The organism is Bacteroidetes bacterium GWF2_43_63 (assembly GCA_001769275.1).
In the GTDB taxonomy this organism is placed as follows: domain Bacteria; phylum Bacteroidota; class Bacteroidia; order Bacteroidales; family DTU049; genus GWF2-43-63.
The window spans coordinates 1-25,392 of sequence record MEOQ01000045.1 but is presented as its reverse complement, the minus strand read 5'-3'; the positions used below and the strand labels follow the sequence as shown (position 1 = coordinate 25,392).

Below are 25,392 nucleotides of genomic sequence, written 5' to 3'. Positions count from 1 at the left end.
GCCTATTTGTAGTAAAAGGTTAATATATGAGTAAACCCAACGGGTACTTTATCAATAAGTTCGAAATCAGGGGATTCTTTATCTCTTAGAATGTTAACTTTAGTGGCTTTTTCTTCAATAATGGTTTCAACAGACCAATGGCAGTACCCTCTAAGTTTCTCTTTGATTTTCCCCATGTTACCTTTTTCATTCCATTCTTGTAATATTAGTTTAAGTTCTTTAGATGGAAATGAATTGTGATGAGTAATGAGAACTTCTCTCAAGTAATATCCTTCATCGGAAATAGATCGTTCGTAATGAATTGATATTTTCTTGTTTAAAGAAGAATCTGATCGTTTTTTTATTTCTTCGAATATAGCTTCTAAGGCTGCTTTCAAATAACCCACATGCGAATAAAAGTCTGCTTTTTCTAACGCGTTTTTTTGAACTTCGAAATTTTCTATATCATCTGCAAAAACGGAACCCAGGGTTTTGTCAATAAGTATTTCAAAATCAGGAGCTTCAATTCTTGTAATTCTTTTAAAATCTTTAATGATGTTTTTATACTCATTATTTCTGATAGGGTGTAACTTGTTTTGCTTTGACCAATTTCTTAATTCTTTTGTAGCCCAGCCGATTGTTATTGGGATGGGTTTTGTGTAATCTGCCGATATTGATGTCCACTCTGTTTGCTTACTGTCAAAAGCAAATTGTTTAACTGTTCGCCACAAGCTTTGTGGAATAAATAGTTTTTTTGTTGCTTCAGTGAAAACTTTGTTTGCCTGAATAAGAATTTTATCAATTTCAAAGTCGTCATTTTCATCATAATCATGAGTTAGATACTTAAGCCCATCTCGTTGATTAAATAAAGACATGAAATCAGCAACATGTTTTGGATTTGGTTCTATTCTTATTTTTGTTTCTTCAGCAGGTTTAAGAGGTGCATTTTGTTCGTCATTTAACTTTCGCATCTTGCTTTCAACCTCTTCAATTCTTTTTATTAATTCCAAATCAATTTTATTCTCACTAATAATCATTTCTAGTCTTTCGTTCAACAATTGGCCATCTTTCTTTAATTCCAATGCATACAAATTTAATACCCGATCTTTTTGATTCAAGCTTAATTTTTTATTTGCAATCAACTCCAAAATAAAGTCGTATTTATCTTTTGCCATTAGTCCGCATTTAATTTAAAGTACAAACTCACTGCCTCATCTATTCCATTCTTTTCCCAGGCATCCAACACTTCATTAATGGGATCAAAAACTCCGGCTAAAGAATCAAACCTGCCTCTTAAACCCTTATAGGTTCCATCTTCAGAGCCTTTCACCATTTTCAAAAAATTCAATTTCCCATCAATTACGTTGATAAGACTTGGGGTTTTCTTTTTTGTAGAACCCTTGTCTAATGTATAATCTTTTTTGAAAACTTGCTCAGCTTTCTCATATCCGTATTTTTCCCAATAATAGATATACATTCGAATTTGCTTGACATACCTTCTCGTAACGTTCACTTTGTCATTTACGACCAGCCCAGTGGTTTCCTGCCGGTAACCAGTTTTTTGCAACCTGGTCTTATCAGGATTGATCTTCAACTTTTGATCCTCTTCAATAATTCTAACTAATTCATTTCTAAAATCTTCATTGCCGTATATGTTGTGGTCTGAAGAGAATGTCATATCATCAGCATAACGAGTATATGTTGCCCCAAATCTTTTAGCGAGGCCACTTAACCGATGGTCCAGTTTTCTGCATAGAATATTGGTTATAGTTGGAGATGTGGGACTGCCCTGAGGCAATACTATTTGCTGTATGCCATCAATTTCAAAGGGATGCGTGCAAAGACTTGCGAGTAAGAATGCTAGTGGCTCTTTTTCGCCATTTAAATTAAATGGTTCGGACATGAATCCAATCTTCACCCTGTTTCTGTCGAATGAATGAAAAAAATCTTTCAAATCAATATTAAAAACATAATTGTGTCCGACATGACATTTTGCATTGTCGACAATTGATTTTTCTCTCACAAACCCGGTTGCAGCTTTGTGCGGGTCATAAAGACATTGTAATGCGAAGTTTAATGCGCGCAGTTTAGTTTTTAAACCTTCAACAGGAGCATGAATAGTGCGTGTTCCTCCCGACTTCTTTTTTATTGCAAATGTTTTATATCTCTGTTTGCAATACTCGGGATTTGCATAATAATTCAGAGACTTTACACTTATTGGTTTGCACACTTTTCCGTAAAGAATATTTTTTGCAGCGCTTAAAAGCAAGGCCAATTCCTCTTTGTTTTGCATTTCGGCAAAGTGTGCTCTTAATGTGTCAATATGTTTTTGTTCAATTTGCATTTTTTAGCTTTTTAGCTCCTCGAAAACACCTGCCTGATACTCTTTATGTATGAGCTCGTGCTTGATCTCACAAGATCTCAATCATATCTAGCTTACATAGCTTCATATCTTGAATTTCATTCATTGCTATAAATGCTATGCAGGCTCCAGACATGTCCAATGGACATTTATCCCAGCCACAAGTGCCACAAGGACCTCAAGGGCGGGAAGAGATGCCGATCATTGTTTCATTGGTTTCCCAATTACTCCCAGCATCCGGAATCAATATCTTAGGCAGGTGTTTCAAAGAACTGCAGCAAAACTATATTATAATAGTGCAATCAATTTGCATTGTTGCGAAAATTTAATATATTTGCTTCAAATGTAATAAATCTTCTATATGCCTGACACAAAACATGCACTTATTCGATATAAAATTCTCGACAATTGTTTTCGAAACCCTGGCCGAAAGTACTTTCTTGAGGATCTAATGAGAGAAGTCGATACTGTCCTGCAGGAAATTAACCCGGAGAAGAAAGGAATAAGCCGGCGACAACTTCTCTATGATATAGAATTTATGGAGAGTTGCGACGGCTGGGCGGTTGAGTTGAACAAAATCAGGGAGGGGCATAAAGTGTTTTACCGGTATGCCGACATGTCTTTTTCAATCAATAACATGCCTTTGAACGAAGTAGAAATCAACCAGCTTAAAGATGCAGTTTCAATTCTGAGCCAATTCAAAGGGATGCCGCAGTTTGAGTGGGTTTACGAGTTGATACCAAAGTTGCAACAGGGGATGGAAAGTAATTCAACTCAGCCATCAGTAATATCTTTTGACAGCAATGAGTACTTAAAGGGGGTAGAATATGTCGGCGTTTTGTATTCCGCAATAACATATAAGCAGGTTCTGAAACTTGAATATCATCCATTTGATTTGCAAGCGCCCATTGAAGTAGAGTTTCATCCATATTACCTCAAGCAATACAACAATCGCTGGTTTGTTTTAGGGCTGAATATGCAGCAGAATAAAATATGGACTCTTGCTTTGGATCGCGTTGTTTCTGTTGAAGAGTTGACAAGAGCAAAATATGTAAAAACAGACGAGAACTGGGACGAATTTTTTGATGACATTGTTGGCGTCACAATTCCGGAAAACGGAAAAGTGGAAGAAGTAGTTTTGTTGTTTTTCGGACTATCCGGTAAATACATAGAAACAAAACCTCTTCATGGTTCGCAAAAGTCAAAATGGTTATCCCCGGATTGCCTGGAAGTCAGATTAAACCTGATCATTAATTATGAATTTGAGCAATTGGTGTTGTCGTATGGGGAAAATGTGAAAGTAATCAGCCCAACTCACATGGTCTCGCGTATAACGAATAGGGTTATGGAATTGATTAAAATTTATACGCAAAAAAACGCCAGTAAATAATCTGCTTTTTGTGATACAATCACATTTTGAAATTCAGACAAATAGATTGAATGTCGGGAATTTTCTACAACATTATGGATTGAATAAAAATGGCTAATCCATTAATATTGCAAATAAGGGATTATCTAATTATTGCATAAACCAACCAGACAGCTGACAATAGCACCTTTTGTCTTCATTTGGATTTGGATTCCACCATCTTGCAAGGGACACCCTGATTATAGAGCCTTTTTTAATTTTGTCTTCTACAGGTTGAAAACCAACAAAAGGGATTGCATAAACATCGCCGTATTCACCAAAGTAGTAAAAGTGCTTCTGGTCTCCAAAAATTGTAAGTTCGAGATCTTTGTCTGCCATCCAAAATCCAACACTTTGAGATGGAATTCCTCTTGTATTTGTCACAAAACAGCTCTTTCCCCGAGGAAAATTCACTTTGCCATCAAAAATGCAAGTTGGATCACCTTTCCAAATTTTTACACTGTTAAGCAAAAAAGTGTAAGGGTTTTTTTCTTCTCTGATAAAATTCTTTGATAAAACAAGGACATCTTCAATGTGAGGTGGATTTAGAACCGGTCTGATAGCGTACTCAATTTCCCACACCTGACCTACATTAAATTCAGTGTCATGTGGCTGGTTTTCAGCATTTGCATTTAACAGCCTTACATTTCTTTTACTTGTAATGTCATAACCTCCAACGCAGCTCCCATTTCTCATATGCGTTTTAGCAACAATTAGAACTTCCATGTTATAGGTGTTTTACCTCATAATTAAATTCATCTCTTATTTTATTTGCGACTAAAGATCTGTGACATGCATTGGGAAACTCCTCGACGCAAAAAAACACAACTTTTTTTGCGCCCGAAGATATCAAGAAGGAATTAAACCGAGTCAAATCAAATTTGTTGATGATTCTATTACTAAACTCTAGTATAAAGACCTTTCCCAATTGCTGTCTATCTCTTTTTTGTTCCCCCAAGTTCAAATCAACTTCTTTTTGAAGATTTCTTATTTCGGTCGTAGGTGCAAGCCCAGGCTCATAAAGGTATTGTATATTCAATTCCGCAAGTCTTTTCTGAAGACGGATGCTATTTACGAAAGCATATTTTGAACCTCGCACGCCACGCCGCTGACGAACGTCACAAAATGTATCAATTTTTAAAGTGGTCAATTTTTCAAAAAACTCTTTTTCAGTTGAGTTATAAACGCCTATGGTAAAAATTTCCATATTTCAAAGATGTGGTTTTCTTGAAGTTGTATTTTTCTTTTCGCCAAATAAGTCAATCTCTGAGTAGCCCTTATTTAACTCATTTATGACCGTGATTTGGTCTTTCAATTTTCCCTTTTCATCAATATGTACAACAGCAATTTCATGTTCACTCAGAACTCGCCCAATAAGCTTAGTGCGATGGCATTCAGTCGGCTTGCTTTCACTACACAAAATAACAATCTTCAAATCTTGATCATTTGCAATTATCAACCGATCAATTCCTTTCAGGAAAAAATCCTTTGATTTCAATATTTCATAATCTACAATACCCTTAGGGGTATAGCATGAAAGATCTTTTGGCATACCGCCAAGAGTATCTCCCATATAGACGTACTTCACCGAGTTTTTTTCAAGAAACAATTTTATCTCATTTTGGTTAAAATCAGGGTTGAATTTAGAATAGGGTTGAGACCGTACATCTATCAAATATTGAATTTCAAACTGCTTCAAAAGCCCAAGGAATTCATCTTGTTTCCTGTGTCCATGGCCAATTGTATATATAGGGTTCTTTTTCATTTAATCGGCAAGTTACTAAAATTTATTTATTTGGTGGATGTGGTTTAAAATGTATTAATGAATGTTTTTAGCCCCACATTTTTCTATTTCTGTTCAATTTCGCTCTCTATGATTTTCAGCTTCTCTCATTTTTTCTCTTGGCTCTTTCTGCCATTCAAGTCAGTTCCAATGATATTTACTGTCCTAAGCTCCTCCATGGCTGCATTTATCAATTATGGCCGAGTAAAACGGACGTCTTCCTTGCTTGACGAATCAAGTATTTCAATTTTCTTAATACTATTCAAGCTGGCCATCAATTTGTTTTTAATTCAGTTTAGTAACTCAACACATTTAGGGGTGGTGGTTAAATTTCTGATTATTATTATATTTGTACGTAAAATTAATATTTCGAATATGAAGAAAATATTTGAGTATACAGCTGACTTTGATAATTATGATTCAGAGGAGCCTTACAATGAAGTTGCCTACCGCATATTAATTAAGCATGATAATTCGCAGAACTTAATTTCGCAGAAGTTTTCATTTTCATTTTTAGATTTGCAAGGTCACTCAATTGATGATTTTGTAGTTAACTCATGGAAAATTCGCAGAATTTATTCCGAAGACTATTTTGGCAGGGCCATTGTTTGTGTAAATGTTGTTGACCCAGTTGGAAGCATTTTGCAGCCCCTTAAGTCAGGTGGTTTTACTTTAAGTTTAGATGAGCGGCAAAACATTAATGAAATAGAAAACAAATTATTTATGCTGCTAAAGCAAGTCAGAAGGTTTTCCTGTTTTATGAATTTGCGGTCCAGGTTGGACTATGTAGACATAGTGTCCTCAGAAGAAGATGGAGTACCCTCTCATAAATTATAATAGGTCGTAAGCTCTTTTATTGGTCAGTATGGTATAATGGTTTCTGAATGTGCAAGAGCCTGTCTTTAGCCTGAATCGGACAGAACTTGCTTTTTGAAATTTCATGAATTTCATTCTTCTCAAGTAATAGTGTCTGAACATCTATCCTCAAATAAAATACTGGCGTCGGAAATTGAGCACTTCGTTTGAAACAAACACTTTATCCGTACCTTTACCCCCAATGAAAATCATCTACCCACTCCCAAACCCCGTTGACGATGAAGTGCGCGAAAAGCTTCTGAAAGTCCTGGAAATCCTTGGATTTCCGGAGTGCTCGGGCTTGGATCTTACGTTGAATCAGTATTACAATTCATTTCATTTTGCAAAGGATGTTATGCTCGATTTTGTAGAGCGGCATTCACGCGATGCGGAAAAACTGAAGAAAAGCTTTGAGATTGTGAGTGAGCTTCTTGAAAAATATCCGTACCAAGGCATTGTGCTGAAATTTGCCGGACATCTGAATTGCTTGTGTGGTGACCGCGAACTCGCATATGAACAGTATCTGAGGCTGATTTATTCGCGGCGTTTACCTGGTGCAATAATGCCAATGGCATTGTTTGATTTTCCGGAAAAAAGCAAAGAACTGAATTATGAAGCTGTGATGGCTAAAATTGCTTTGTCGCGTTTCACTTATGCCGATGAATATTTCAATGCATTTGTTGCTGCGGAACCCAATCACCCGACTATATATCTGCAATGTGCTATTACGATTATTCAGCGGTATAATAAGGGAAAACAGATGGAAGACGCAATGGAGATGCTTGAAAACCATTTGCGGATTTTGCCGGAAGATGAACGCGCATGGCAGTATAAAATCGTTGCGCTGAAAAAACAGCAGGAGTATGACAAGGCTTTGCAAACCGCACAGCAGGCCATAATGAAGTTCGGCAGCAGTAGTGTGTTTCACAACGAAAGAGGCGAAATATTTCTGATCCTTCAAAATATTGACAGCGCCAGAGAGGATCTGAAAACTGCGCTGGAACTTAATCCTGTATATGTCCCGGCCATTGTCAACCGGGGAATATTATACATCAGTGAACAACGTTTCGACGATGCAATGTTTGAATTCAACCGTGCGATAGAAATGAATAAAGAATATGCTACCGCGTGGGAATGCCGTGGCAACCTGCATCGGCTGATGGGCAACGAAGAGGCCTCGCAAGCAGATCTACAGCAGTATCAGATTTTGAAGCTTGGGGATATGATTAAGAAAATTCTTTTGTGATATCAACTATTCACGAGATTAATCGCAATTTGTATATTTACAAAAATTATTTAAGTATCCATGTCATACCAAGGTACATTACACCGCTGGCTGTTGCTGCTGCAGAAAATAGGTGGAGACCGGCATCCGTCGTTCGAAGAAATCAGGTCTTTTCTCCATGACTCCGACTTTGAAATATCGACACGCACGCTGCAGCGCGACATTGAGCAAATAAGAGACGAATTTGGTATTGAGATCGTTTACAACAGAAGCCTGGGTGGCTATTGCGTTGACCATGAACGCTCACCGAATTTTGAATCAGTCATGCGGTTTTTCGAGATCATTGGCACTGCTGACGTGCTGAGTGCGAGTCTCAGGGACAGTAAAGAAGCTTTATCCTATATTGTTTTCGATGCGCAGGGCCGATTGAAAGGGATTGAAAACCTCAAACACATTCTTCAGGCCATCCACAACAGACAGCTGTTGAGCTTTGTTCATGAGAATTTCGGTACCGGTAAAACGCGAAAATTCCAGGTGGCGCCTTACCTTTTGAAAGAATATCAAAACCGCTGGTATCTGGTCGGAATGCCGCATGGAATAAACGAATTCAGAACCTTTGGCATCGACCGGATGGAAAATCTGCAGGTACTGCCCGAAGTCTTCAAACACGACAAGAAGCGCGATCCGCTGGCTGATTTCGAAAACATTGTCGGACTCACTTACAGCAACAGCAAGGTCGAGACAGTGGTAATTTCTCTCGATCCGTTTCAGGGAAAATATTTAAAGACCCTACCCCTGCATCCTTCGCAGCAGATTCTGATTGATGATGATAAAGAGCTTCGAATAAGTCTGCGCATTAAACCCAATTTCGAATTCAAACAGCAGCTGCTCATGATGGGCGACCGCGCGAAGCTACTGGAGCCAGTATGGCTGGTAAAAGACATTAAGAAAACCATTGACGCCATGGCGAAGAAATACAAATAATTTTCCGCTACGACGTGTTTTGGCGGAGAGACAAAATAAATTTACAAACTAAAAAACCCAAAATGAGTAAAATTAAAGACGGAATTATCAACGAAGACAAATTTGGTAAGCTTGGAAACAAAAAGAAACTTCTGTGGGTTCTAAAAGAAGTAAATGATCCAAAAGGAAAAAAGGACTGGGATCTAACTGAATTTTTAAGAGTCAGAGATTCAAAAGAAGGTCTATTTAGTTACGAAAAATGGAAAAACACCTTTGGCCTTTTGTGCAAAGTGTCATGGGGCATTCTTACCACAAATTCCTTTGATGAAATCAATGAATTTGACGACAAGAAACTAACGGACATACTCGACTATATTGCTGTTGCCAATTTGAAAAAATCGCCTGGAATTTCTTATACAGATATGAATCTTTTCAAAAGAGAAATTGAAAAAGAGAATTGTGCAGAAAAAATATTTGATCAGATTAATACCCAAATAAAACCAGAAATAATTATTTGTGGAAATACTTTTCACTTGACAAACGTAGTCAAGGATGAGAATTTTGATTTTGATGATGATTGGACATATGTAGACTCACAAAACAGAATTTGGATAAATTCTTGGCATCCGAATGTAAGAAAAAAGAATTACACACATGAAAAGCACTTCAATGAAGTAATTAATGCATTTAAAAAAGCAGAAATTCAAAAACAAAAAAGTGTACGATAAGTATTTCTTGCCATGTTTAATTTAACAAATCTCAAACCCCTCCTCTCCATCGATGACGCTACTGTCGAATGTCCGGTTGCAGGCTGTACGCACACAGTGGAGCGACAGAAAAACTCATTTAAAAAAGAGCCGCGCTTTCAATGTCCGGAGCACCGGATATTTATTTCTCCTTCGACCTATGAGTATGAAAGAGAAGAAGAGAATCTGCTCTGGGCAGATGATTCGGACATGGAGTTGTTTTCGGCTATCAAGACCGTTAAACGCGAAAGTCGCATTGCACGCGAAAACAGCGAAGATGCAGTTACCTGGAATGTGTTCAGGTATCTGGAACGGCAGAACTTATTGCCGTCATTTCTTAACGACTATTTCAGTACTGCCATAAATACTGCAGAGCTGATTCTCTGGTCATTTTCCAGACTGGAATACTATTCGGCAAACGACCAAAAATACACCGGTTGGTCCGAATTGAATTCAGCCAGACTGGCTTTCGGCGAAACAATTACACGCGGATCAGAGCCGGATATCATTATCAATACAGACAAAGCTTTGATTTTCATTGAGGCGAAAGTAACTTCGGGCAATGACACTTCCGGTTCCGGAGAAAATTATGACAGACACATGAAAGTCCCGAATGGATACACTACCGGTGCCAATGGCTGGTATGATCAGGTGTTCAGGAGCAACTACCAGACGGTCGTTGAAGCTCAGAAATACGAATTGCTTCGTTTCTGGCTACTCGGCACCTGGATGGCCCTGCAAATGAATAAGCCATTTATTCTGGCTAATATTGTGCTTCGCGAAAAAGAAAAGGCCATTGAGACTGAATTCAGCAAGCATATCCAGGCCAATGATACCAGAACATTCAGCAGAATGTGTTGGGAAGATGTCTATGATTTCATCGCTAAATCTGGCGTTTCAAACAGCGACACCGACAAAATGTTTCATTATTTTAAAAACAAGACGCTGGGATATGATAGCAACGGAAATTTAATTAACGCATTTAAAATCTAACCACATGAAGCTAATTAGCCATTACAACGAAGATCTCGAAAAAATTCTAACAGCTGTCTTCGGCTTTGTTGGAATTGCTGCCATTTTCATAAACCTTGACATTAAAGGCTATGGAAACGAAAACTGGCTCGACGCAATCAAAGACATTGCAGGACTTATTGTAGTTTTAGCCGTGTTTTTAGCGGCAATACGAATCAGCCAGAAATCCGAAACGCATTATGAAATGGCTCGAAATGCCCTGCAACAATTACAGGCCAAACACCCACAAATCCTCATGGGACCTCGCTACAACAGAGAAGGATATGATCCTGAAAAGGGAAAAGGACTTGAGTATTTGTTTGTGACAAATGATAACAAAAAATCGACCATGAGGACAAAACTTGTCCCAATGCAACCTTTAGAGGACGGGGACTTGTACATATGTATATCAAAACAAACTCTAGCCGATGCGCTAAACTATGGAAAAGGCACAGTAGAAATTCAAGACCTTACGACAATAAAAGAAGCAGTTAAAAAGGCCGTGAGTTATGCACTTGCAAAATATAAGGGGCATTATGATATTTCAACTGAATCAGTTAGCGACGATGTCGTTATGGCTGTTTCCTTTAAAATAAACAACAAATTCAAAAGGAAATACGCCAAAGCCATTTATGATTGCACCGAAGCCGCAACAATAAAATTGCTGGAATTTAGAAAACCGAAATAGAAATAGTTTAAAAATTCTTCCTCAAACCCGAAATTTCATCGTTCGTCCGAAGGACTAACATGGAATCGTCGGGTTTTCTTATTGCAATGATTCCAGGTCTCCACCTGCAGCGACAAAAGAATGGTGTGGCAAAAAGCTCAACTTCATCATTCTCACCTCCATGTTCCTTGTTCAATATTCAACACCGCCACGCTTTGTCGTAGTGACAACCTAATTTTGTCAGAAAACGACATTATTATGATCAACAAATCAAACATCAGCGCACGTCGCAGACAGATTGAAGAAGCCTGCGCAAAACTAAAAAATGAGTTTTTCGGAATCGACTCCGTGATAGATTCGCTGTGCCGTAACATCGAATCATGGGTGCTATTCCCCGACATGCAGGAACGCCCGCTTATAATAAACCTTTGGGGAATGACCGGCGTGGGCAAAACTGCTCTGGTGAAAAGGCTGGCCGAGCTTCTTAATCTGGACGATCTGCTGTACCGTTTCGACATGGGTGACTCATCAAGCAGCTGGTCAGTGCGTCGAACGCTTTGCGACGTTCTTTCGAAAGACAACGAGAAAAAGCTGATGATCATATTTGATGAGTTTCAAAATGCCAGCACAATTGACAGCAAAGGGGAATCCGTTGAAAAGCCTCTCACGAGGCTGGTTTGGGAGCTTTTGGATAGTGGCACTTTCAACGATTTCAGGTCAGGGTTCTATACGTTTGATAAAATCCAGAAACTCAAACTGATTTTGGAATCACTGCTGAGAAAAGGCGTTACTGTCAAAAATGGCGTTGTGACCGGCGGCAAGATGCTGTTTCTCGATTATCTGAATATAAAAGGCTCCGAAGAAATTTTATGCAATGGAAAATGGATACCCCGAAAAGAATCTAAGGGCTATCTTCAATTTGTTCAGAGTGAATATATCGACAGCATCATTGAAGCGGCCTGGCCCCGGTTCAAAACCGAATATGACCTCCGGTCATTCATTCTCACATTAAATGGAAAAGAAACACTTCAATTTATCAGCGAAATCTATTCAATGATTCTTACACCCATTACCTACGATTGCAGAAAAAGTGTTGTTTTCGTTATTGGAAACCTTGACAGAGCTTACTCTATGAGTGGCAACTACAATCCAGACATGAGTGCCGATGATTTTCATGCTGAATCACTCAGAATAAACAGATCTGATATTAAAAAGGTACTGAGCGAGTCGTTCCGGCATGAGCAGATTGCAAGACTTGGCAATATCCACCTTATCTACCCTTCGCTTAGCGGAGAAGCTTTCAGACAAATTATCCAGGGCGCGTTAAATACAATCAGTACCCGATATCTGGAGAAGCATGGAATATTATTCGAATTCAGCCAAAGTATGCGAGACATGGTCTACGCTGAAGGGGTTACGCCTTCGCTTGGAGTCAGGCCCATCCAGTCAACAATCAATCAACTGATTGTGTCCAACTTAGGATTGGTCATCAACGAAATGTCGAAATTCAGGAAACCCTGTAATAAAGCAGTTTTCGAAGCTTTTGAAGACAGCGTTTCAGTTAGTCTAATGAAAGATCATGAGATTCTCGGTTCAATGAAATATCCAATTGATCTTGAAATGTCGAAGCTCCGGGCAATACGCGACGACGACCGGCAGGCCATAGTCGCCATACACGAAGCCGGACATGCCGTTATTGATATTGTTCTGCTGAACTACATTCCTGATCGGGTTTTTTCGCGCAGCGCCTCTGCGGATTTGAGCGGATTTGTCGACATTCACCAGTTTCGCGAATACCATTCTGCGAAAACGCTTAAAAAAGACATGATTGCTTTGTTTGGTGGAATGGCCGCAGAAGAAATCATTTTCGGCCATGAGCATGTGACTTCAGGCTCAAGATCCGATATCGAAAGAGCCTCCCGATTAGCAGCTCTCCTCATCCGAAATTGTGGCATGGGATCATTTCCGGGCGCTGTTAATCTCCCCACCCCTTTTCTAAATGACAGTTACCTCGACCTGGATGGCAAGTTGAATGATGAAGTAAAAAATCTGTTGCAGGATTCATTTTCAAAATCATTGAAAATACTGAACGAAAATATTCCGCTATTGCTTGCACTGGCCACACATCTGACCGAAAATTCATGCATCGACAAAAAGCAGATCCTTCAATTGCTGAGTTCGCAATTCCCGCAGTTGGCCGCTAATAGTGCACAATCATCTTTTTCCTACCGCGATCATCTCCGCCGAAAATGCGCTGCCGGAGCCAATCCCCAACCCCACTCCTCATTTGACGAGATGCCGAAACTCGTGATGAATATGGATGATGCCAATCTGAAAAAATAACTAAATGTTCTAATTTTTACTAAATTGCAAGAAAATATAACTATGAACACATTTGAAGAAAAGTATCTGAACAAAATCCATGATTTATTTGAAAAGTATAAAGGGAAAATGGAAGACCCGAAGTTGAATGAAATTCTTGAACGAAATTATGTCTGGTCAGAATTTGATTCATCTGCTAAAATACTGATCTGCGGAATAAATCCGTCTTATCGGAAAAATGATAAAATTGAACCATACCCGTTTAATTTTTATAAAGTTTGTAAAACCGACTCCTATTACAAAACAAGGTACGATCTATTGCCAAAATCACATGCTCATAAAGCAACATATATTGACATGCTGGTTCAGCGTCATTCCAACCAAAATGATCTGCTGAAATTTTGTTCAATTGATGCTGGAAAATATTTTATTGCGCAACAGCTAGAAATAACACAAGAAGTTATTGAGCAAATACAACCAACCTTGATTTTAGTTTTCAATCGTTTTGCATCCAATTTCTGGGGTTTGCATCCCAAAAAGCAAGCTGACGGTGAATTTACAAACATCTGGCTTGGTTATACATTTGAAGACAACAATGACGGATCATACACCATTAAAAAGGAAATGCAAAAAAAAACTATCGGAAATAAAAAAGAAACAAGCCTTGCTGGTGCAAAGATTTATTTCTCCAAACATATTGGTTGGAGAATTAGTAAAGATGAATACTTTAGAATTTCAGAGAATGTTAGCTCTCTAATAAAGAAATACTGTCATGAGTAACAATTACAAAACTGAGTCTTTTCCTTCGATGTCTGGCATAGAAGAAATGTTGTTTCATTTCGTAAAAAAAATTAAACAGCAATTTACCAATCCGGAACAGCACAAGTCAGTAAACTATTTGTTTGATAAACGCGAAAACAACACTAAAAAAATTAAAGAACTATTACTTAACTGCGGTGCAACTGAAAATCAAGACAAGAAATACTCCGGATTGTATGTGTTTTCTGAAATTGTTCATGAGGAAAGACTCTTTCTATATACTGGAATTTCAAGGAACTTAATTCAAAGAATAAAACAGCACGTTATGGCCGGCGACAGATATACAGCCACCTGGGCATTTGCAATGCTTAAAAACGACAAAGACAATAAATTGCATGCTGTCTTGAACAAGAAAAACAAAGAGCCTATTGACAAATTTGGATTTACAAGTAAAGAAAATCTGAATAAGGAAATCTGTGAGGAAATTTCAACTATTCAAAAAGAGAAAATTAGTAAATGTGATATTACATTTATTACGGAAAATGACAACTTCCTTCTTCATATTGCCGAAGTCTTTGTTTCATGTGAGCTACGCAGTTATTGGAATTCATTTGAAACTCATTGATTTCAGTTGGGATTGTTCAACAGCAATTTGTTTTAATTCTGAATTCAATTTGCAAATGCAACTTCGGGGGTTTGTTGGTCCTTTTGTGGCAAAATCAATTCTCCAACATCGGCAGAATCTCTCCCATCCGTTTTGCAGTCAGAATTTTCGGATGTGAAACCGGCTCTGTGTCTGCTTCGTGCTGCCAGGTGACTGAATACGGAATATGTATGGCGGTGCCTCCAATGGCTACAACCGGCAACACGTCTGATTTCAGAGAGTTGCCAATCATCAGGAATTCTTCTGGCTTTACATTCAGTTTCACCAACAACTTCTGGTAATCTACTTCGGCTTTGTCGCTCATGATTTCAATGTGATGAAACATTTTTTCAATACCTGATTTTGAAAGCTTTCGCTGCTGATCGAGCAAATCACCTTTGGTGGCAATCACCATAGTATACCGGGAGTGTAAATCCGATAGCACTGTGCGAACATCTCCAAGCAATTCAACGGGCTTGTCCAGCAATGCTTTCCCCAATGAAATAATGCCGGAAACAATATTTCCACCCGCCTTGCCGTCGCTCAAATGCATTGCTGTTTCAATCATCGACAAAGTGAATCCCTTTGCCCCAAAGCCATACAAACCTATATTCTGTTTTTCAGTTTGCAATAAAACCTCTGAAACCCGCTCCGGCGAGGCATATTCATGCATCATTGCGCAAAACAATTTTTCCGTTTCCTGATAATACGGTTCGTTCACCCATAGCGTATCATCTGCATCAAAAGCAATTACACTTATCTTTTTCATTCTACACTTTCTTTTTTATTGACTTGCTAAATTCATTTTCGCCAATTCCGGCCGGATTGATTTCGGGCTCCGGATCATCACTGTCCCCATCAGGTGTATATTTCAAGAGCGCTACTCCATCAGGAAGGGTTTCATCTGAAATCAGAAACAAGGCTTCGTCTTCGTCGAAATGTGAACCCAGGGCATACACTGTTTGATGATCCGAGGCCGGGAAATCCATTTTTATAGCGGTATCCAGATCTACTTTTCCGTCAATCTCATCAAATCCAAGACGGTAGTTATCCTCCATTAAAAACGAGTTCTGCAGCAATTTCATAAACCGAAAGTTTCCATGAACGGAATTGGCTTTGAAAGGTTTGTTTGCCTCGTAGAAATCAACTTCCCACTCACCAATAAGCAATACAAATGGAGTCCGCGTTTCTATATTAACGCCGTCGGGTTGGTAATCTTTCAACTCAAAATGATAAATCTTTTCAACCATTTCAAAAATGATTTTACTCAAAGTTAGGGATTATTTGATTATCAAAAGCCATGATCATTTTGGCTCGTGTTTATTTATTGAATAGGTATTTATTGGTAACCGACCTCGAATCCCACAAATGCATAATTGACGAACAGGGTATTAAAATTATTGGTGTTTAATAGTAGAAGAGTTTTTAATACAACCCTCTACACATTACCACTCCCCGCATTCAACCTCTCATACACCTTCTTCAGCATGTAGGTCTGGACTATATCGCGGAAGTCGGAATCGTCCATCATTTTGCTGAAAATGTCCTGATTCTGTTCCATGCGCGAAATGAGCTTGTCCATAAACAGGTCGTTGAACCCGAAACTAAAATTCTCCATTGTGTTGTTTTTTGCCTGAAGGGATAACTTTTCATCATCGACGAGCTCTTGCTCTATCTGGTCAAAAAACAGCTTGTCGGCTGCGTTGAATTCAGTCTGGAAGCGCTTATTCAATATCTCAATGATTTCAGACAACGCGGCTTTTTCTTCGTTCGAAAGCCGGATGCCGGAATCGGTTGCTGGTTCCAGTTTGTATTCTGGCAGTGGCTCAAGCGCAATTGTATTTTCTGATATTTTCTGTAACCGATAATACTCAAGAGATACTTCGTCGCCAAGTCTGAAACGGTCATTCTGATTGGTACGCGGGAGTTTTTTCAACAGAAAACGAACATACGTAAATAACTTTTCAAGCTCCACATCGGAGAAAGGCATGATCTGCGAAAGGAATGAATATGCCCGATAGAAGGCCTGCAGCGTGTTTTTGTAGTCTTCCTGTGTGAGTTCTGTTCCGATAACATCGTCTTCGGCACATGCTTTCGCAAGCTTTTTAAAACGTTCAACAGCGGGATCGATATAAGCATTTAGTTTGCTCTGCTCTGATACATTCAGGTTCTTTGATGATTTGAAAAACACAGTACAGAAATTTTCAACCTCAGAATTCCAGATTATACCGGGCTTCTCTATTTCTGCTTTAAGATCATACAGCCTGTTTGGATCGGAGTTTTCAGTGATGGTGGTGAGTTCGTAATACGGCTGAAATGAATTCAGTATATCATCGGTTTCATTGGTGAAATCAAGAATAAAAGTGTCTTCTTTGCCAGGGTGCATGCGGTTGAGACGCGAAAGGGTCTGCACTGCTTTTACCCCTGACAACTTTTTGTCAACATACATAGTGTGCAGCAATGGCTGATCAAAACCTGTCTGGTACTTGTCTGCAACAAGCAATAAATTATATTCGTCCGTTGCAAATTTTTTCGGAAGTTCTTTTTCGCCGAAACCGTTGAAATCGGATTCTGATACACCATCAGGGAATTCATCGCACAACACTTTGCCTGAAAATGCAACCAACGTGCGAATATCAGTGTATCCCTTTTCTTTGATATAGTGATCAAATTCTTCTTTGTACCGGACTGCATGCAGGCGCGAGCTTGTTACAACCATTGCTTTTGCTTTTCCGCCAATTTTCTTTGAAGAAATCTGCCTGAAGTGCTCAACCATGACTTCTGTTTTTTGTGCAAGGTTGTGCGGATGCAGCGACAGGAAGCGGGCAATGGCGCGTGCAGCTTGTTTTTTATTTACTTTGGGATCGTCTTCTATTTGTTTTGATAGTTTGAAATAGGCTTTGTAGGTGGTGTAATTTTTCAGCACATCCAGAATAAAACCTTCTTCGATGGCCTGACGCATTGAATAAACGTGAAACGGGCGCGGGAGGCCGTCGGAGCCTTTGGTGCCAAATACTTCTACCGTTTTTGATTTTGGTGTAGCCGTAAATGCAAAGAAACTCAGATTGTCCTGTTTGCCGCGTGCCTGCATTGATTTGCGGATTTCGTCTTCGGCATCATCATCTATTCCCGTTTCTTTTTCTTCGGCTACAGCTTCTTCAAGCGTTTTGGCAGCCAGTACTTCTTTCATTTTCTTAGTGGCTTCACCGCCTTGTGAAGAATGGGCTTCATCAACAATAACAGCGTATTTCCGTGTTGGGAGTTCTGATACTTTGCCAAGTATAAAGGGAAATTTCTGAAGTGTTGTAATGATTATATTTTTCCCGGCGGCCAGTGCTTCGGCAAGCTGATTGGAATCTTCGTCGACTTTCTGCAGTACGCCTTCTTTATGCTCAAACTGATAGATTGTATTTTGAAGCTGGCTGTCGAGAACCCGACGGTCGGTAATGACAACAACGGAATCAAACACTCTGTTGTCGGATGCATCGTGCAGACTCGACAAGCGATAGCTGAGCCAGGCGATTGAATTTGATTTTCCACTACCGGCCGAATGCTGAATGAGGTAATTTTTTCCGGCTCCGGATTCTTTGGCGTCTTTGGTGAGCATGCGTACCACCTGCATTTGGTGAAAGCGCGGAAAAATAATGGATTCTTTTTTCTTAATAACGCCATCCAGCTTGTATTCCTCAATTCTGAGGTGAAGAAATTTTCCGATGATATCGAGAATGCTATCTTTTGCCCAGACATATTCCCACAGGTACGAAGTTCTGTAGCCATTTGGATTTGCCGGATTGCCTGCGCCGTTGTTGTTTCCCATATTGAATGGAAGATAGCGTGTTTCTTTTCCGGCCAGTTTAGTGGTCATGAAACATTCATCGGTGTCAACGGCAAAGTGCACCAATGCCCGCTTTTTAAACTGAAATATGGGTTCGGCCGGCTCCCGGTCATACACATATTGTTTTTGTGCATTGGCAACGGTTTGCCCTGAAAACTGATTTTTCAATTCGATGGTAGCTATTGGCAGGCCATTGAGTGCAAGCACCATATCAAGCGAGTTCCGGCCATTGCGCTCATAAAAAAGCTGGCGGGTGACTGATAGTTTATTGAGGTTGTATAATGTTTCTGCATCGGGGTTGAGTGAGCTTTCTGGCATGAAATAAGCCATGTTGAATTTCACACCATAATCGGTGAAACCGTTCCGGATTACATCTAAAATGCCCCGAAGGTCAATTTCTTTCATAAGGCGGGCCACCACTTTTTGTTCGGCTTCGCCTTTATGTGTGGCCGTGATTTTCTCCCAGGCCTTGGGTTGTGATTCTTTCAAAAAGTCGGTAATGTACTTGGGGAATAAACCTTTCTGTGTATCAAAATCGTCCGAATGACCTTTGATATAGCCACCTTTGCTGAGCAGCGATTCTTCGATAACTGCTTCAAAGGTTTGTTCTGTGTGAATTCCGTTTGCCATTACTGTCTTCTTTTATTATCTCATTTTGAGTCTATCCGTCTAAAAGTGCGTCTAAGGTTGCGTCTAAAAATGTTGATTTATGACGTAGTATTGCATTGAATATCAACACTTAATAACCTCATGGCGTCTAAAATAGCGTCTAAAGCACGTCTAAAAACATGTCTAAGAGTATGTCTAAAAACAGTTACTTCTTTAGTATCCATTTCTGCTCTTCGTTTAGTGTTAAAAGGTCCTTGCGTTTCATATCCTGCAGCAGGTTTTTCACTTTGTCTTTCTTTTGTTTTTCAGTTAGTCCGGCAGGCAGCTTCTCAATAATAAGCGCTTCTATGTCGGCCCGGGCAGCTGCATGAAATTTCCGGATGTATTCAATAATCATATCTTTATAATACTGATCATCGAAGCCCTTGTTTTTAATATAAGATGCTTTATCACCGGTAACTTTTGCAACATGAGAAGACACATACAGGTTGTTTTTCCGGCCTTCAATCAAACGTTGTTTTCTGAGGTCAGACGCTTCTGTATCAGTAATGGGCTGATGTTTCTGAACCCGGTCAAGCAATACAACAGTCTTCAAATCAAGATCAGTGTTTTTAATCAGCAATCGCGTGTAATTGATATCCCAAACCCGGCCAAGAACACGTACTGCAACCTTTTCGGGGTTCGACAGATCATAGTCGGGCATTGGGAAAAATCTTTTTCGTTGAGTGTTAAACATACGTTTGATGCCACTACCAATGGTATCTATCATATTGAGGTTTACCATTGCTTCAGCCAGAAAAGCATTGCGGTAAAACTCCTGTGGAGCATCCTGTTCAATTACTATTTCAACGGATTCAGGTATAAAATGACCTACATTCGTAAAAACCAGTTCATCCGTTTTTTCAACAACAGTAATTCTGCTACGCATGCTGTAATCCTGATGCGCAATGCAATTGTGAAGGGCTTCTCTGATTACATATGAATCATACTGTGGTATTTCTGTTGGAAACAGCGTGCTGTCAGGGAGGTATCTGTAGGTCAGATTCCTAATGCGGGCCAATACTTTTTGCGTACTGAGAATGAAAGGCGTTCCGAAATGTTCATAATCCAATTCGGTGTTGTTGTCATCTTTCAGAATCCAACTGATTTTTGCAATTGCGGGTTGCAGAAAATGTGAGGATTCCTCGTTTCCAAGCAATAAAACGGCGGTATTTGTAATTGCTCCTTTTATGGTGACTTTGGCCTTATTCAGAAAAGTAACATCGTCCCATTGATCACATTCAGCAGCTCTGTTTTGATTTTTTGTTTTGTATTCTTCGCGGGCTTTCTTTATGGCCAGCGGGTCCAGGTCATCAATGGTTGCTACTGGAATGATGGCTGCTGACCAGTCTTCGGCATAACCCGCCGGTTCTTTCAGAATGGCATCTCTACGCTCTTTCCTCATTTCTACCAGACTGTCTTCAATTCTCTGCCAGGCCTTTGAATGGGCTATAACCGGCTGGCGGGGCAGGTGCTTCGGAATATGAATAATCCAAATCGTTTTATTTGAATCGCTGGTTGTAAAATCTTCGGCGTGCAAACCTTCCGAAGAAAGACTTGCGCATTTTTCCAGTATTCTGAGTTTGATTTTTTGAGTAGTGTGGTTGTTGAAATCGCGAATGCCTTTAATCTCGCAGGTGTTGTCTTCAACACCAATAACCAGTGCGCCACCTTCCATGTTGGCTATGGCCGAAACGTAAGAAATTATATCATCGCCTGCCGATCCTGAAAAGGAGTTCTTCAATGACCCGAATTCTTTCCATTCGCAGGCTTCGTTTTCCTTCGGATATTTTTCTTTTAAAAATTGCTTCAGTTCCTGCTCATTCATGGCGTGCAATTTAGTTTATTATTTCATCTCTCACATCCACTTTCCCGGTTACTACCTCGCTTATTAGGGCAGTGCGGTATTCTTTTAAGAGATCGATTTGCATCGACACTCTTGAACTCATGGAATCTAAATTTGAGCAATGTCGTTCAATAAATGAAACTATTTGTTGGAGCTCATTATCATCCATAGTAGGGATGTTGAAATTCGCAATATCCTCCATTGAAATATTCGGTTGTGCTGCTTGATTGGATTGCAATTTAATAATTTCTCTTATGTAATTTGATTGCAACCACAGCCACAAAAACATTGAACGAGAGGTGTCCTTTAGGCGGATAAAACAAACAGCTTGATTAGTATTTGCCGGCAAAAAAGACTTTGGCAAAATCGCCACTTTCCCAATTGTAGCACCAGCAATGACAAATAGCACGTCATTTTCACACAGATTAGATCTCTTTAGTAATTCATTAGTTTCCTCATCAATAAAAAAGGAAGGATGATCCCGAATTATATTTTCAAAGATGTTCTCTGCTTTTATAAATTTAATTACACCTTCTTCAATGAGGTCTTTACCAATTGTTGATGGGGTAGTTCCTTTTGAAATAATTGAAGACAGGTGTTTTAGTTTTGACATTTCCCAATGCGCCGGAACCTCGCCAATCCATTCGATTCCTGAATCTTTCATGGGTACATCGGGGTTGAGGCCTTTTGTTACTGCCTGATTGATGAGCGCGGTGCGTTCTTCGTTAAGCAATTCAATCAGCTTTTCCTTTTTGCTTATGAGGGCGTCGATCTGTGCGGTTTTGTGGTCGAGGTAGTTGGCGATGGCTGTTTGCTCTTGGATTGAGGGACAACAAAACTTGAACTCATTGAATACATTTTGATATAAATGCTGAATTGTCGAGCCTGATTGATTATATCTATAGAAAGAAATAAACACATCTGAAACGAGCATCCAATAAAGAAATTCTGAAATGTAATGATTGGATACCGGCCTTGTAACAAAGATCCCACTATTTAAAGTAGCAATCTTGGGAATTTTATTTACAACTGCAACTTTACCGATAGTACCGTCTTTTGTTATCAATAAGTCTTTTTCTCTTAATTGAATATAGGGATCCTCATCATATCTAGATTTTGTGATTTGGTAACATGTATCCCAATTAATACTTCCATTTATAAAATCAGTGCCTGTAACTACAAGACTTTCTCCTTCTTCAATAAATTCATTTGTTGTCAAGCCTTGCCAACCAATTCTTCCTTTAACATACGTTGTATGCTTTATTTTCTCTAGAGTCCATCGTTTCGGAATCTCTCCAATCCAATCAATGCCAGAATCCTTATATGAATCGTATTTTTTCATATCAGTTCAGCACTTCATTCATCAAACCATCGGTTTCCTGTTCAAGCTCAAGAATATCAGCCCGAATTTCTTCGAGCGAGCGTAGCGGCTTATACTTGTAGAAGTATTTGGTGAAATTGATTTCGTATCCGATGTTGGTTTTGCTTTCGTCAATCCATGCATCGGGCACATGAGGCAGAACCTCACGTTTGAAGTATTCCTGTATGTCTTCTTTGAGAGGAATGCTTTCGGTATCGCGCAGGCTGCTGTCGGCTTTTGGTTTGCCGTTTTTATCTTTCACAATTTCGCCTTTGCTATTGCGCTCCGGTCGCTCTACGGTCACTTTTGAATAACCAAATTCTTTATTGTCGAATATCTTGCAGTATTCGCTTTCCTTGAATTCACCGTATAATCTTGTTATTTCGGTGATATGTTCGTCGCTGAGCTCGTTGCGTTTGTCTCCTAACGACTTGCTCATTTTTTTGAAGAAATCGACAGCATTAATGAGTTGAACCTTGCCTTTTCTTGCTTTCGGTTTTTTGTTGGTAATGATCCAGTTGTAGGTGCTTATACCGGTGTTGTAAAACAATTGATTGGGCAGGGCTATAATGGCTTCGAGCATATCGTTTTCGATGATCCACTGGCGTATGCTGCTTTCGTTTTTCTTTGAACTTGGCGAGCCGGAAAATAAAGGCGAACCATTGAAAACAATGGCCAGGCGCGAGCCATCGGGTTTCATTTTACTCATCAGGTGCATCAGAAACAGAAACGAACCGTCGGTCATGGCGGGCAAACCGGCTCCGAACCTGCCACCGTGTCCCAGCTGTTCATGTTCGTCTTTCACTTTCTTTGCATACTTTTCCCATTTCACGCCAAACGGCGGATTGGTGATGAGGTAATCGAATTTCAGGTTGCTCAGATGATCTTCGGAAATACTATTGCCTTTTTTAATATTGCTGGCGTTCTGGCCTTTGATGAGCATATCTGATTTGCAGATAGCATACGACTCAGGGTTGAGCTCCTGTCCGAACATTTCAAGGCGGGCATCGGGATTGAGGTCGTGCAGATACTCTTCGGCAACAGACAACATTCCACCGGTGCCGGCGCAGCAGTCGTAAATGGTTTTAGTGATGCCCTTTTTGGTAAGTACATCGCGGTCGTTGAGAAAAAGAATGTTTACCATCAGGCGGATTACTTCTCTGGGCGTGAAATGTTCTCCGGCGGTTTCATTCGATATTTCTGAAAATTTACGTATCAATTCTTCGAACATGTATCCCATTTCGATATTGCTGATGCGGCCGGGATGCAGATCGACTTCCTGAAAACGCTTGAGGACAATGAACAGTAGATTGGCTTCATCCAGTTTCACAATCTGATTTTCGAATTCAAATTGTTCGACAATTTCCCGGGCTTCGGCCGAAAAACCATTGATGTAGTTTCGAAGATTGGCTGCAATATTGGCCGGATCGGCAACGAGCTTATTGAAATCGAATTTGCTGCGGTTGTGAAAATTATATCCGGCAGTTTTGTTGAGAATCGGATCAAGGTTTTCAATTTTCATTGATTTTGTCTGCGCAAATTTCTCCAGTACCTTTTCTTTCGATTTTTCCAGCACACAATCAAGTCGTCTGAGCACAGTGAGTGGTAGTATTACTTTTCCGTAGTCGCTTTGTTTGTATTCTCCGCGCAGCAGGTCGGCGATTGACCAGATAAAGTTCGCGGATTCTTTTACATTCTTCATGTTTATGTCATCGTTTTAGCTCTCAAATGTAGAAAAAAATAATAAGAGAGTGTAAAAAAGCCCGTGCAAAACAGCCTCTGCGTTGCCCTGAATTTTATCAGTTGTGTCCGAAATGACACACTTTTTTGAACACTCCCGAAGATCAATAAGCACTTCTTCAATTGTGTTTTAGAAAAATCCAACTTTTCTTCCGAAAAAACAATTTGATGAAAAATATTTCTGAATTCGCGAACAATTCGCCATAATTTCTATCGAATCATTTTGGAATCGTGCTAAGATCGCCACAAAACATTCAATTTTAAAACAATTTTCGCCTGAAAATTTTTAGAATTACTCAAATTCACCTGAAAATTACTTGAACATTACCAGGAATTACCCGAATTTACCCGGAATCGCCTGAAAATCGCCCGAATTTACCCGAAATCGTCCGAAATCGTCCGAAATTGCCCGGATTTCGACCATTTTCGCCCGAAATCGTCCAAAAACGTCTGGAATTGTCCGAATTTCGCCCAAAAACAGACCACTTTTGAACCAAAAATGATCCTAAAATGGATTTATTTCCGGATCATTTGGACATTTCTAAGGGGATTTTTAGTTTTTTAGTACACACTGTTTCCAAATACTACTTTCTTAAAAAAACAGTGAGATTTCGTATTTTATCAATCATCAAATCAATAGTCTGCTTTCGCAATTCTTTTTTTATAAGATTGAGAGTTCCTTCATGCTGAAAAATGGACAGTTCGATTTGCTCGTTCTCAGGTTTTTCATTAAAAAACATCTCCAATTATACATTCTTTTCCCGAAGAAACTAAACAAAAGACAAATGTGTAAACCATGTGTAAACCGCTTGAATTTAAAGGCCAAAATTATGGCCAAAAGCCCATAAAAAAAGGCCCCAAACACAAGGTCTGAAGCCGTTTTACATTTTCGTGAGTCTTGGCAGGTTCGAACTGCCGACCTCTTGCCTGTCAAGCAAGCGCTCTAAACCAGCTGAGCTAAAGACTCGTTTTTACTGGTGGGCTGTACTGGATTCGAACCAGTGACCTCATGCGTGTGAAGCATGCGCTCTGAACCGACTGAGCTAACAACCCCCTTTTGTAAGGGGAGGCAAAGATAATAAATTTTTGAATCATTGAATCCACCGGACGGATGTTATCAGGACCAACGCATTTAAACATACCAAAAACCTCCTGAATCCTAGTTTATTCGCTCATTAAATCACTTTTGCAAGGTGCTCATGAGCTCGCACCGCTGGTGCTCGGTTCACAGAGGAACTCA

Annotated in this window: 22 protein-coding genes and 2 tRNA genes; 11 read left to right on the top strand and 13 right to left on the bottom strand. The window is 39.6% G+C overall.

Going from position 1 to position 25,392, the window contains the following annotated elements; all coding sequences use genetic code 11:
• Positions 1–2 precede the first annotated feature (2 nt).
• Both A2W93_10020 and A2W93_10015 read right to left on the bottom strand, forming a co-directional pair.
• Complete coding sequence (locus A2W93_10020; protein OFY52859.1) at positions 3–1,154, bottom strand: hypothetical protein; 1,152 nt, start codon at positions 1,152–1,154, stop codon at positions 3–5.
• Positions 1,154–2,323, bottom strand: a complete 1,170-nt coding sequence (locus tag A2W93_10015) for an RNA-directed DNA polymerase (protein OFY52858.1) — start codon at positions 2,321–2,323, stop codon at positions 1,154–1,156. The genes A2W93_10020 and A2W93_10015 overlap by 1 nt, the downstream gene beginning before the upstream one ends.
• Before the next feature lie 137 nt (positions 2,324–2,460).
• Between A2W93_10015 and A2W93_10010 the strand changes: the two genes are divergently transcribed.
• On the top strand, positions 2,461–2,670 hold the full coding sequence (locus tag A2W93_10010) for a hypothetical protein (GenBank protein ID OFY52857.1): 210 nt from the start codon (positions 2,461–2,463) through the stop codon (positions 2,668–2,670).
• Between the two features lie 32 nt (positions 2,671–2,702).
• Positions 2,703–3,731 (top strand): WYL domain-containing protein, encoded by a 1,029-nt coding sequence (locus tag A2W93_10005; GenBank protein OFY52856.1) that lies wholly within the window; start codon positions 2,703–2,705, stop codon positions 3,729–3,731.
• Between the two features lie 129 nt (positions 3,732–3,860).
• On the opposite strand, the gene A2W93_10000 is transcribed toward A2W93_10005, so the two are convergent.
• The 3 genes from A2W93_10000 to A2W93_09990 are packed head-to-tail and all read right to left on the bottom strand — an operon-like array spanning position 3,861 to position 5,514.
• A complete protein-coding gene (locus tag A2W93_10000; GenBank protein OFY52855.1) occupies positions 3,861–4,475 on the bottom strand; it encodes a hypothetical protein in 615 nt (204 codons plus the stop codon).
• A gap of 1 nt (position 4,476) precedes the next feature.
• Positions 4,477–4,956, bottom strand: coding sequence for a hypothetical protein (locus tag A2W93_09995; protein OFY52854.1), 480 nt, complete (start codon positions 4,954–4,956; stop codon positions 4,477–4,479).
• A 3-nt stretch (positions 4,957–4,959) separates the two neighbouring features.
• The gene (locus A2W93_09990; protein OFY52853.1) at positions 4,960–5,514 is read right to left on the bottom strand and encodes a hypothetical protein; all 555 of its coding nucleotides are present in this window, start codon (positions 5,512–5,514) and stop codon (positions 4,960–4,962) included.
• A 108-nt stretch (positions 5,515–5,622) separates the two neighbouring features.
• On the opposite strand from A2W93_09990, the gene A2W93_09985 reads away from it, so the two are divergent.
• From A2W93_09985 to A2W93_09945, 9 genes are all read left to right on the top strand, one after another.
• The gene (locus A2W93_09985; protein OFY52852.1) at positions 5,623–6,369 is read left to right on the top strand and encodes a hypothetical protein; all 747 of its coding nucleotides are present in this window, start codon (positions 5,623–5,625) and stop codon (positions 6,367–6,369) included.
• Positions 6,370–6,589: 220 nt separating this feature from the next.
• Positions 6,590–7,633, top strand: coding sequence for a hypothetical protein (locus A2W93_09980; GenBank protein ID OFY52851.1), 1,044 nt, complete (start codon positions 6,590–6,592; stop codon positions 7,631–7,633).
• Positions 7,634–7,693: 60 nt separating this feature from the next.
• Positions 7,694–8,596: a hypothetical protein gene (locus A2W93_09975; protein ID OFY52850.1), complete on the top strand. Its 903-nt coding sequence runs from the start codon at positions 7,694–7,696 to the stop codon at positions 8,594–8,596.
• A gap of 62 nt (positions 8,597–8,658) precedes the next feature.
• Positions 8,659–9,303 carry a hypothetical protein gene (locus A2W93_09970; protein OFY52849.1) on the top strand — a complete coding sequence of 215 codons (645 nt, stop codon included), beginning with the start codon at positions 8,659–8,661 and terminating at the stop codon, positions 9,301–9,303.
• 12 nt (positions 9,304–9,315) lie between these two features.
• A complete protein-coding gene (locus A2W93_09965) occupies positions 9,316–10,314 on the top strand; it encodes a hypothetical protein (GenBank protein OFY52848.1) in 999 nt (332 codons plus the stop codon).
• 4 nt (positions 10,315–10,318) lie between these two features.
• Complete coding sequence (locus tag A2W93_09960; protein ID OFY52847.1) at positions 10,319–11,020, top strand: hypothetical protein; 702 nt, start codon at positions 10,319–10,321, stop codon at positions 11,018–11,020.
• A gap of 216 nt (positions 11,021–11,236) precedes the next feature.
• The gene (locus A2W93_09955) at positions 11,237–13,342 is read left to right on the top strand and encodes a hypothetical protein (protein ID OFY52846.1); all 2,106 of its coding nucleotides are present in this window, start codon (positions 11,237–11,239) and stop codon (positions 13,340–13,342) included.
• A gap of 42 nt (positions 13,343–13,384) precedes the next feature.
• Positions 13,385–14,101, top strand: a complete 717-nt coding sequence (locus A2W93_09950; protein OFY52845.1) for a hypothetical protein — start codon at positions 13,385–13,387, stop codon at positions 14,099–14,101.
• Positions 14,094–14,705, top strand: coding sequence for a hypothetical protein (locus A2W93_09945; GenBank protein ID OFY52844.1), 612 nt, complete (start codon positions 14,094–14,096; stop codon positions 14,703–14,705). Before A2W93_09950 ends, A2W93_09945 begins: the two co-directional genes overlap by 8 nt.
• Positions 14,706–14,799: 94 nt before the next feature.
• On the opposite strand, the gene A2W93_09940 is transcribed toward A2W93_09945, so the two are convergent.
• From A2W93_09940 to A2W93_09905, 8 genes are all read right to left on the bottom strand, one after another.
• Positions 14,800–15,492 (bottom strand): HAD family hydrolase, encoded by a 693-nt coding sequence (locus tag A2W93_09940; protein ID OFY52843.1) that lies wholly within the window; start codon positions 15,490–15,492, stop codon positions 14,800–14,802.
• 1 nt (position 15,493) lies between these two features.
• Positions 15,494–15,994, bottom strand: coding sequence for a hypothetical protein (locus tag A2W93_09935; protein OFY52842.1), 501 nt, complete (start codon positions 15,992–15,994; stop codon positions 15,494–15,496).
• Positions 15,995–16,161: 167 nt separating this feature from the next.
• Positions 16,162–19,188 carry a restriction endonuclease subunit R gene (locus A2W93_09930; GenBank protein OFY52841.1) on the bottom strand — a complete coding sequence of 1,009 codons (3,027 nt, stop codon included), beginning with the start codon at positions 19,186–19,188 and terminating at the stop codon, positions 16,162–16,164.
• A 184-nt stretch (positions 19,189–19,372) separates the two neighbouring features.
• Positions 19,373–21,034, bottom strand: coding sequence for a hypothetical protein (locus A2W93_09925; protein ID OFY52840.1), 1,662 nt, complete (start codon positions 21,032–21,034; stop codon positions 19,373–19,375).
• A gap of 10 nt (positions 21,035–21,044) precedes the next feature.
• Complete coding sequence (locus A2W93_09920; GenBank protein OFY52839.1) at positions 21,045–22,394, bottom strand: hypothetical protein; 1,350 nt, start codon at positions 22,392–22,394, stop codon at positions 21,045–21,047.
• Position 22,395: 1 nt separating this feature from the next.
• Positions 22,396–24,114: a restriction endonuclease subunit M gene (locus tag A2W93_09915; GenBank protein OFY52838.1), complete on the bottom strand. Its 1,719-nt coding sequence runs from the start codon at positions 24,112–24,114 to the stop codon at positions 22,396–22,398.
• Positions 24,115–25,041: 927 nt separating this feature from the next.
• Positions 25,042–25,119, bottom strand: a tRNA-Val gene (locus A2W93_09910).
• 8 nt (positions 25,120–25,127) lie between these two features.
• Positions 25,128–25,205: transfer RNA gene (locus tag A2W93_09905), tRNA-Val, on the bottom strand.
• Positions 25,206–25,392 lie beyond the last annotated feature (187 nt).